The organism is Brenneria populi, from assembly GCF_036016195.1.
In the GTDB taxonomy this organism is placed as follows: Bacteria; Pseudomonadota; Gammaproteobacteria; order Enterobacterales; family Enterobacteriaceae; genus Brenneria; species Brenneria populi.
Genome location: NZ_JAYWTM010000034.1, coordinates 1 through 9235, shown reverse-complemented (window position 1 = coordinate 9235; position 9235 = coordinate 1). Strand labels below are relative to the sequence as shown.

Annotated in this window: 8 protein-coding genes; 6 read left to right on the top strand and 2 right to left on the bottom strand. The window is 60.9% G+C overall.

Annotation, left to right across the window (positions count from 1 at the left end; genetic code table 11):
- Both aceF and lpdA read left to right on the top strand, forming a co-directional pair.
- Nucleotides 1-1117, top strand: a 1117-nt coding sequence (gene aceF / locus VSX58_RS20570; protein WP_327619736.1) for a dihydrolipoyllysine-residue acetyltransferase, incomplete at its 5' end; no start/stop codon positions are given.
- Nucleotides 1118-1390: 273 nt separating this feature from the next.
- Nucleotides 1391-2815: a dihydrolipoyl dehydrogenase gene (gene lpdA / locus VSX58_RS20565; protein WP_327619739.1), complete on the top strand. Its 1425-nt coding sequence runs from the start codon at nucleotides 1391-1393 to the stop codon at nucleotides 2813-2815.
- Nucleotides 2816-2918: 103 nt separating this feature from the next.
- On the opposite strand, the gene VSX58_RS20560 is transcribed toward lpdA, so the two are convergent.
- Nucleotides 2919-3851, bottom strand: a complete 933-nt coding sequence (locus tag VSX58_RS20560; RefSeq protein WP_327619735.1) for a LysR family transcriptional regulator — start codon at nucleotides 3849-3851, stop codon at nucleotides 2919-2921.
- A 116-nt stretch (nucleotides 3852-3967) separates the two neighbouring features.
- Here VSX58_RS20560 and VSX58_RS20555 point away from each other — a divergent pair, with 116 nt between their 5' ends.
- The 3 genes from VSX58_RS20555 to VSX58_RS20545 are packed head-to-tail and all read left to right on the top strand — an operon-like array spanning nucleotide 3968 to nucleotide 7403.
- The gene (locus VSX58_RS20555; RefSeq protein WP_327619734.1) at nucleotides 3968-5161 is read left to right on the top strand and encodes a serine hydrolase domain-containing protein; all 1194 of its coding nucleotides are present in this window, start codon (nucleotides 3968-3970) and stop codon (nucleotides 5159-5161) included.
- Nucleotides 5162-5178: 17 nt separating this feature from the next.
- Entirely contained in the window at nucleotides 5179-6234 is a 1056-nt protein-coding gene (locus VSX58_RS20550; RefSeq protein ID WP_327619738.1) for a zinc-binding alcohol dehydrogenase family protein, read from the top strand.
- Nucleotides 6231-7403 (top strand): MFS transporter, encoded by a 1173-nt coding sequence (locus VSX58_RS20545; RefSeq protein ID WP_327619733.1) that lies wholly within the window; start codon nucleotides 6231-6233, stop codon nucleotides 7401-7403. Before VSX58_RS20550 ends, VSX58_RS20545 begins: the two co-directional genes overlap by 4 nt.
- 110 nt (nucleotides 7404-7513) lie before the next feature.
- Here the strand turns inward: VSX58_RS20545 and VSX58_RS20540 are convergent, their stop codons facing one another.
- Nucleotides 7514-8497, bottom strand: a complete 984-nt coding sequence (locus VSX58_RS20540; protein WP_327619732.1) for a helix-turn-helix transcriptional regulator — start codon at nucleotides 8495-8497, stop codon at nucleotides 7514-7516.
- A 315-nt stretch (nucleotides 8498-8812) separates the two neighbouring features.
- Here VSX58_RS20540 and VSX58_RS20535 point away from each other — a divergent pair.
- The coding region (locus VSX58_RS20535; protein WP_327619737.1) for a TonB-dependent receptor plug domain-containing protein at nucleotides 8813-9235 on the top strand (423 nt) is incomplete at its 3' end.

Genomic DNA, 9235 nt, shown 5'->3' with positions numbered 1-9235 from the left:
GATCAAAATCAGCACCGGCGACAAAGTAAAAACCGGTTCACCGATTATGGTGTTCGAAGTCGAAGGCGCCGCCCCGGCCGCCGCGCCGGCCGCGAAAGCGGAAGCCGCTCCGGCCAAGCAAGAGGCGAAAACGGCGGCTCCGGCCCCGGCCGCCGCGAAAGCGGAAGGTAAAGGCGAATTCGCCGAAAACGACGCTTACGTTCATGCGACCCCGGTTATCCGCCGTCTGGCGCGTGAATTCGGCGTCAATCTGGCCAAAGTGAAGGGCACCGGGCGTAAAGGCCGCATCCTGCGCGAAGACGTTCAGGCTTACGTCAAAGACGCCGTTAAGCGTGCCGAATCCGCGCCGGCGGCGGCGTCCGGCGGTAGTTTGCCGGGTCTGTTGCCATGGCCGAAAGTGGACTTCAGCAAGTTCGGCGAAGTTGAAGAAGTGGAGCTGGGCCGTATTCAGAAAATCTCCGGCGCCAATCTGAGCCGTAACTGGGTGGTCATCCCGCACGTTACGCACTTCGATAAAACGGATATCACCGATCTGGAAGCGTTCCGTAAACAGCAGAACGCCGAAGCTGAGAAGCGTAAGCTGGACGTGAAGATCACGCCGGTGGTCTTTATCATGAAGGCCGTCGCCGCCGCTCTTGAGCAGATGCCGCGTTTCAACAGTTCGCTGTCCGAAGACGCCCAGCGTCTGACGCTGAAAAAATACATCAACATCGGCGTGGCGGTCGATACGCCTAACGGCCTGGTGGTTCCGGTGTTCAAGGACGTGAACAAGAAAGGCATCATCGAGCTGTCGCGTGAACTGATGACCATCTCTAAGAAAGCCCGTGACGGTAAGCTGACCGCCGGCGAAATGCAGGGCGGATGCTTCACCATCTCCAGCATCGGCGGCCTCGGCACGACGCATTTCGCGCCGATCGTCAACGCGCCGGAAGTGGCTATCCTCGGGGTGTCCAAGTCGGCGATAGAGCCGGTGTGGAATGGTAAAGAGTTTACGCCGCGTCTGATGCTGCCGATATCGCTGTCCTTCGACCATCGCGTCATTGACGGCGCCGACGGCGCGCGCTTTATTACCATCATCAACAACACGCTGTCCGATATTCGTCGTCTGGTGATGTAACCGTAAAGGCTGGCCTTGCGGCCGGCCTTTTTGTTAACGTCGGAGTTGCTAATCATGTTCCGTCGCCAATATATCCCGCATGTGGGGGATCGGCGCCGGAACCTTAGCAGACGACGCTGTTGAGACAGCATTCGCTCACAGGCAATTTGCAGATTGTTAACAATTATGTAAACTGCTGACGGTGCAAGCGTCCCGGTGGATAAAGGGCGTACTTGAATTAACTCGCCATAAGAATGTCGTCTGACCGCCGGACAAACAAAACATGAGGTCATGATGAGTACTGAAATTAAAGCTCAGGTGGTGGTGCTTGGCGCCGGTCCCGCAGGCTATTCCGCGGCGTTCCGCTGCGCGGACTTAGGGCTGGAAACCGTACTGGTGGAGCGCTACTCCACGCTGGGCGGCGTGTGTCTGAACGTGGGCTGTATTCCTTCCAAAGCCTTATTGCACGTAGCCAAAGTTATTGAAGAAGCGAAAGCGCTGGCGGAGCACGGTATCGTATTCGGCGAGCCTAAAACCGACATTGATAAAATCCGCCTGTGGAAAGAGAAAGTTATCAAGCAATTGACCGGCGGCCTGTCCGGTATGGCGAAGGCCCGTAAAGTCAACGTGGTCAACGGCCTGGGCAAATTCACCGGCGCCAATACGCTGGTGGTGGACGGCGAAAACGGCAAAACGACGATCAACTTTGAAAACGCGATCATCGCCGCGGGCTCCCGTCCGATCCAACTGCCGTTTATTCCGCATGACGATCCGCGCGTGTGGGATTCCACCGATGCGCTGGATCTGAAAAATGTGCCGGAGCGCCTACTGATTATGGGCGGCGGCATCATCGGTCTGGAAATGGGTACCGTATATCATGCGCTGGGCTCGCAGATCGAAGTGGTTGAAATGTTCGACCAGGTGATCCCGGCGGCCGATAAAGATATCGTCAAGGTCTTCACCAAACGTATCAGCAAACAGTTCACCCTGATGCTGGAAACCAAAGTGACCGCTGTCGACGCCAAAGAAGACGGCATCTACGTCACGATGGAAGGTAAAAACGCGCCGGCCGAGCCGCAGCGCTATGACGCGGTGCTGGTCGCTATCGGCCGCGTGCCGAACGGTAAGCTGCTGGATGCCGGTCAGGCGGGCGTAGAGGTCGACGAGCGCGGCTTCATCCACGTTGATAAGCAGATGCGCACCAACGTGCCGCACATTTATGCCATCGGCGACATCGTCGGCCAGCCGATGCTGGCGCATAAAGGGGTGCATGAGGGGCATGTCGCCGCCGAAGTGATTTCCGGTAAGAAACACTACTTCGATCCGAAGGTGATCCCGTCCATCGCCTATACCGAACCGGAGGTCGCCTGGGTCGGGCTGACCGAGAAAGAAGCGAAAGAGAAGGGCATCAGCTATGAAACGGCGACCTTCCCGTGGGCCGCCTCGGGCCGTGCCATCGCTTCCGACTGTTCAGACGGTATGACCAAACTGATTTTCGACAAAGAGACGCACCGCGTTATCGGCGGGGCGATCGTCGGCACTAACGGCGGCGAACTGTTGGGCGAAATCGGTCTGGCTATCGAGATGGGTTGCGATGCGGAAGATATCGCGCTGACTATCCATGCTCACCCGACGCTGCACGAGTCTGTCGGCCTGGCGGCCGAGATTTATGAAGGCAGCATCACCGACCTGCCGAACCCGAAGGCCAAGAAAAAGTAATCGCGTCTATCGCACAGTAAAAAATCCGGCGTCCCCGCCGGATTTTTTTATGGCGGGCGTCCCGCCCGTCCTCCTGCGGTTCGCCTCCATCTTCCCCGATGAACTATTGGATGGCCGCGCGCCGAGGTTTTGTTCTCGCTTTGCCCGGATCGGCCGGAAATACCCGAGCGCACAGGAAATCGACAAAGGCCCGAATCTTCGGCGAAGGATGCTTGCTGGCGGGCCAGAGCACGTGGAAAACGCCTGCGCGTTCCGCGTAGTCGGCCAGAACCTCACGCAGCCGCCCATCCGCGAGAAATTCCCCGATCGAGAACTCCGGCAGATAGGCGATTCCCAGACCCTGCAGCGCAAAGCACACGCGCGTCTCGATGTTGTTGCAGATCATCGACGTCGGCAGCGCGAGTTCAGGCTCATTAGCAGCGCGGCGCAGCGCCCATGTTTCTAGCTTGCCGCTGTTGGGGAAGCGATAGTGCAGGCAGGTGTGTTCCAGCAGATCGGCCGGCGCCTTGGGCGTGCCTCGCCGGACGAGATAGTCGGACGACGCCACCAGCATTGAACGGAAGGTGCCGAGCCTGCGGGCGGACAGGCGTGAGTCGCTTGGATCGCCGGTTCTGACCACGGCATCGAAGCCTTCCTCGATCACATCGACCAGCCGGTCGGTGAAGTCCAGATCCAGCTCGATCTCAGGGTACTCGCGCATGAACTCGCCGAGCACGGGCAGTACGAGCGAACTGACCAACGGCAGGCTGACCCGCAGGCGGCCGCGCGGCGCGGCCGTCGCCTGCGACAGCTCCAGTTCCGCCGCCTCGATTTCGGCGAGGATGCGCCGGCTACGCTCCAGAAACAGCGTGCCTTCGGCGGTCAGCGTGACGCTGCGCGTACTGCGGTGAAACAGACGCGCGCCCAGCTTTTCTTCCAGCCGCGCGACGCTCTTGCCTATGGCTGAGGCCGACACCCCGAGCTGCCGACCGGCTGCGACGAAACTACGTGTCTCAGCCACCTGTACGAATACCACGAAGCCATTGAGACTTTCCATCGGGCACCTCGATTGCGGACATAAAATTCCGCTTAAACTGGAACTATACCCCACTTTTTCTTTAATCGCAGATTTCATATCGTGACGGGAATGTTCATCGACTAAAGGAATTTTCCGTGGCGATTTCCACCTTTCCGCCGCGCACTGGCATCTCGCCGGCGCATCTGTACTCCAGTATTCAGGCCGTCGTCCAGCAAGCGCTGGACGACCGACGTCTGGTCGGCGCCGTGGTGCTGGTAGCCCGCGACGGCGAAACGATCCATCGCCGGGCCGCCGGTTGGGCGGACCGCGAGAACGCTTGGGTGATGCCCATGGATGCGATCTTCCGCCTGGCGTCGGCGAGCAAGCCAATCGTTTCAACGGCGGCGCTGGTTCTTGTGGCGCAAGGCCGGCTTGGCCTAGACGATAGCATCGACCGCTGGCTGCCCGAGTTCCGGCCGCGGTTGGCCGACGGCCGATCCGCGCGCATCACGGCGCGGCAGCTACTCAGTCATACCGCCGGGCTGGGCTACCGCTTCTTTGAGGCCGATGCGCGCGGCCCTTATGCGCGGGTCGGCGTATCGGACGGCATGGATGCGTCCTGCATCGGCCTAGAGGAGAATCTGCGTCGTATTGCCAGCGTCCCGCTGCTGTACGAGCCGGGTACGGCCTGGGGTTATTCGCTGGCGACCGACGTGCTGGGCGCCTTGATCGAGCGGGCGTATGGCGCATCCCTGGATGCAGCGGTCCGCCAACTGGTGACCGGCCCGCTGGGGATGACGGACACGGGGTTTGTCGCGCTTGATGCGCAGCGCGTGGCGACCGCCTACGTGAATGACGCGCCTCAGCCGCATCGACTGGCGGAGGGGGAAACCGTTTCGTCCTTCGAGGGCTCGCTAGGTATTGCCTATAGCCCTGCGCGCATCTTCGATCCGCAGGCGTTTCCTTCGGGGGGCGCGGGCATGGCGGGAACGGCCGAAGATTTTCTGCGGTTGCTGGAAGCCTTGCGCCAAGGTTGCGGCGCGTTGCTGCCCGATGAACTCATCGTGGAGATGGCGCGGGATCAGACGGGCGGACGGGAACTGCCTGATGCGCCAGGCTTTGGCTTCGGCTTGGGTTTCTCGGTCTTGCGCGACCAGACTTTGGCCGATTCGCCCGAATCGGAAGGTACCTGGCGCTGGGGCGGGGCGTACGGCCATTCCTGGTTTGTGGATCGGGCGCAGGGCCTGAGCGTCGTCGCCTTCACCAACACGCTGTACGAAGGCATGTCGGGGCGCTTCGTCACCGACCTGCGCGATGCGGTCTATGGCGCGTTGGCGGTGCGGCGATGACGACAACCGCTACAACGATGACCGCTGTCTCATTTCGCCGGGCTTCTCCGCTAGCCGATCCGGACTGCCTGATCGACATCAATGTCGAGCGTCCAGAGCCAGGGCCGTACGACCTGCGCGTGGCGGTCCGTGCCGTTTCGGTCAACCCTGTGGACACCAAGATACGGGCCGGTTTGGTCGCGGCGCCTGACGGCGTGCGTTCGCTGGGCTGGGATGCCGCCGGGATCGTCGAGGCCGTCGGTGAAGCGGTCACGCTGTTCCGGCCGGGGGAGGCGGTCTACTACGCCGGCTCCTTCGATCGCAGTGGCAGCAATGCACAGTTCCACTTGGTGGATGAACGCATCGTCGGCCGCATGCCCAGAACCTTGAGCTTCGCCGAGGCGGCGGCGCTGCCGCTGACCTCGCTGACGGCCTGGCAGCTGCTGTTCGATCGTCTTGGCGTACTTCCCGGCAAGACGGCCGATGCCGGTAGCCTGCTGGTGCTAGGCGGCGCGGGAGGCGTCGGCTCGATGCTGACCCAGCTCGCACGGCGCCTGACTGGACAGACCGTGATTGCCACGGCCTCGCGTGCGCAAAGCCGCGACTGGTGTCTGGCGCTGGGCGCCCACCACGTAATCGATCACCGGCAGCCGCTGCCGGCGCAGATCGACGCGCTGTCTCTGCCGCCGGTCACGCACATTGCGGCGCTATCGAATACGGCCGAGCACTGGGCCGAATTGGCGGAACTGATCGCGCCGCAAGGACGGCTGGCCGTCATTACCGATCACGACACGCTGGACGCGGTGCCGTTCAAGAGTAAGAGCGTGTCGCTGCATTGGGAGATGGTGTTCACGCGCCCGCTGTTCGGCACGCCGGATATGATCGCGCAGCACCGCATCCTCGACGAAGTGGCCGCGCTGGTAGAGGCTGGCGTACTGCGCTCGACCGTCACCCGCGCGCTGCATCCACTTGACGCCGCCCGGCTGCGTGAGGCGCATCGTCTGGTGGAAAACGGCGGCGTAACCGGGAAGGTGGTGGTGGCCCGTTCCGCGCAGGATATCTATCGGCAAGACGTAAAGGAGGCGCGGCCATGAACGCCGGCGCTCAAGATCGCCTGCCGTGGGCCTCGCTACTGGCGCTGGCGATGGCGGCTTTCATCACGATCTTAACCGAAGCACTGCCGGCCGGACTGCTGCCGCAGATGGCGCAGGGCCTGGCGGTGTCTGAGGCCTGGGTGGGCCAGACCGTCACGATCTACGCTATCGGCTCGCTGGTCGCCGCGATTCCGCTGACCGCCGTCACGCAGGGCGTGCGGCGGCGCCCGCTGCTGCTGGCGGCCATCTTAGGCTTTGTTGTCGCCAATACCGTTACGATGTTTTCCGGCAGCTATGCCCTGACGATGGCGGCGCGCTTTCTGGCGGGGGTGTCGGCCGGGCTGCTGTGGGCGCTGATGGCTGGCTACGCCGCGCGCATGGTGCCCGAGCGCCAAAAGGGCAGAGCCATCGCCATCGCGATGGCGGGCACGCCACTGGCGCTGTCGCTGGGCGTGCCGGCTGGTGCTTTCCTCGGCAATCTGGTGGGCTGGCGAGTGTGTTTCGGCATCATGAGCGGGCTGGCGCTGCTGCTTATGGTCTGGGCGCGTGTAAAAATGCCAGACTTCGCCGGGCAGCCGGCGGGCAAACGGCTGTCGCTGGGGCATGTGTTCACTGCGGCCGGTGTGCGCCCGGTGCTGTTCGTGGTATTGGCCTTCGTGCTGGCGCACAACATCCTCTATACCTACATCGCACCGTTCCTGGCGGCGGCAGGCATGGCCGAACGGACGGACTTGGTGCTGCTGGCGTTCGGCGTTACGTCGCTGTTGGGCATCTGGATCATCGGCATGCTGATCGACCGCTATCTGCGCCTGCTAACGCTAGCCGGGACGATTTTGTTCGGCCTATCCGCTCTGGCGCTGGGCGTGGCGGGCGATACGCCCGCCGTGGTGTACGCGGCGGTGGCCGCCTGGGGCCTGGCCTTCGGCGGCGCGGCGACGCTGTTCCAGACCGCCCTCGCCAAAACCGCCGGAGACGCAGCCGATGTCGCGCAGTCGATGCTGGTCACCGCCTGGAACATCGCCATTGCCGGCGGCGGCATCATCGGCGGCGTGTTGCTGGAACGCTTTGGCGTCGCCGCGTTTTCTCCGGCGCTGCTGGTTCTGCTGGCGGCGACGCTGGCCGTGGTATGGGGCGCCAAGCGGCGTGGTTTTCCCGCCGTATTTGAATGAAAAGCGTTGGGTTAACCCTGCTTATCAGATTTTGTCGTGCGCCGCGAGATATCCGCCGGCGGCGTTTAACACCGCTCACCGGCTCTTGATTCCGAGGCGATGATCCGCGGTTAGATGCGCCCCTTTATCTGTCCCGGCGTAATGCCGAATGCGCGGCGCAGCGCGGTGGCGAAGTTGGCCGGACTGTTGTAGCCGGCGATGGTGGCCGCCTGGGGAATGCCGATGCCGTCTTTCTGCAACGCCAGCATCGCGCGTTGCAAACGGCAATTGCGCAGATATTCGAATACGGTCATATCGAATGTCTGACGAAAATGGCGCTGTAGCGTACTTTCGCTCATATTGACGCTTTTGGCTATTTCCCCGATGGATAGCCGGTCGGCCGCGCCGCTTTCCAGCATATCCCTGACCTGCTGAATGCGATGATAGCCGCGCAGGGGCACGCCGCTGTTTTTTTCCTGCATCAGGCTGGCCGTCAGCGAGGTGAAGGCTTCGATAATCAGATTCATACACTGGGTTTCGAGATACAGACGCTGCAGCGGCGTGTTGCAGGGTTCGGCGTTGAGTATCTGCATCGCAATCGCCATCGCCTGACGTGAAGGCATCCATAAGTGGGTCGCCAGATGCGTTTGGGTAAAATCATACACAGAGCGCCACTCCCCGAGGGTATCCAGCATGTTGCCGTATAGCCACTCGCGGCTGAAGGTCAGGGTGATGGTGCGCTCGTACTCATCGCGTTTGCCGTTGCGGCTGAACTGCGTGGGCCTGGTCAGCGAAATGAGCGAAGCCGGCTGGTGGTTCCCCAGATGCAACAACTTTTCATCATAGGTAATATGCGCGATGCCGTTTACCACAATGGCCAGCTTTATCGCGCCGTCCAGCACGCCCTGCGTTTTCATATTGTGCAGGTTGATCACATCCGCCGTATGCAAAATCAGATCGCGATTCAGCTGTATGACATTGAAACTGCCAAACAATACAGGGGTATTATCAATCAGCCTCGGCCCAAACAAACGGTAGTCATTGGTGATCAGACTCGATTGCTGGACGATGTGATTTTTATAGATGGATTTCGGCGATAAAACATGGCTTAGCATGATTTCCCCTGTTTTTTATCTGGTTATCACTCAGCTTTTTGCCGCTTTCGCAAAGCAATTTGCTGCTTACGCAAACCTCGCGCCAGAAAACAAATGTAACAATGGCTGGGAAAAATAGTAATACAAATACTTCTCAGTAGCATTTTTCGTTGACGGCCGAAGCATCGCGGCGAAGGAACCGCGCGCTGAAGTCATTCGGCAGGCGCCCCTCCACAAAGTATGGAGACCGCTTACGGTAATAAATAAGCCTGCCGGCGTCCGAGCCAGTCAGCACCAGCCGTCTTTCAGATTGAATTATACAGGGCGATTTTAATGATGAAATTACCACCACGACACTATCTGGCAACGCTGATCGGGATTAGTTGTTCGACAACGCCTTTCCTGACATGGGCCGAAACGACCGCGGCAGAAACGGCCACGACTCAGCAGACTGCGTCGGACGCGGCGTCCGGCTCATCCGACACCATGATTATTTCCGCCTCCGAGCAAACCCGGCAAGCGCCCGGCGTATCGGTGATTACGTCGGAAGATATCAAAAAACGGCCTCCCGCCAGTGACCTGTCCGAGCTTATCCGCACCATGCCGGGGGTTAACCTTTCCGGCAACTCGAATAGCGGTTCTCGAGGGAATAACCGCCAGATCGATCTGCGCGGCATGGGACCGGAAAATACGCTGATTCTGGTGGACGGCAAGCCGGTTTCCAGCCGCAATGCCGTACGCTATGGCTGGCGCGGCGAG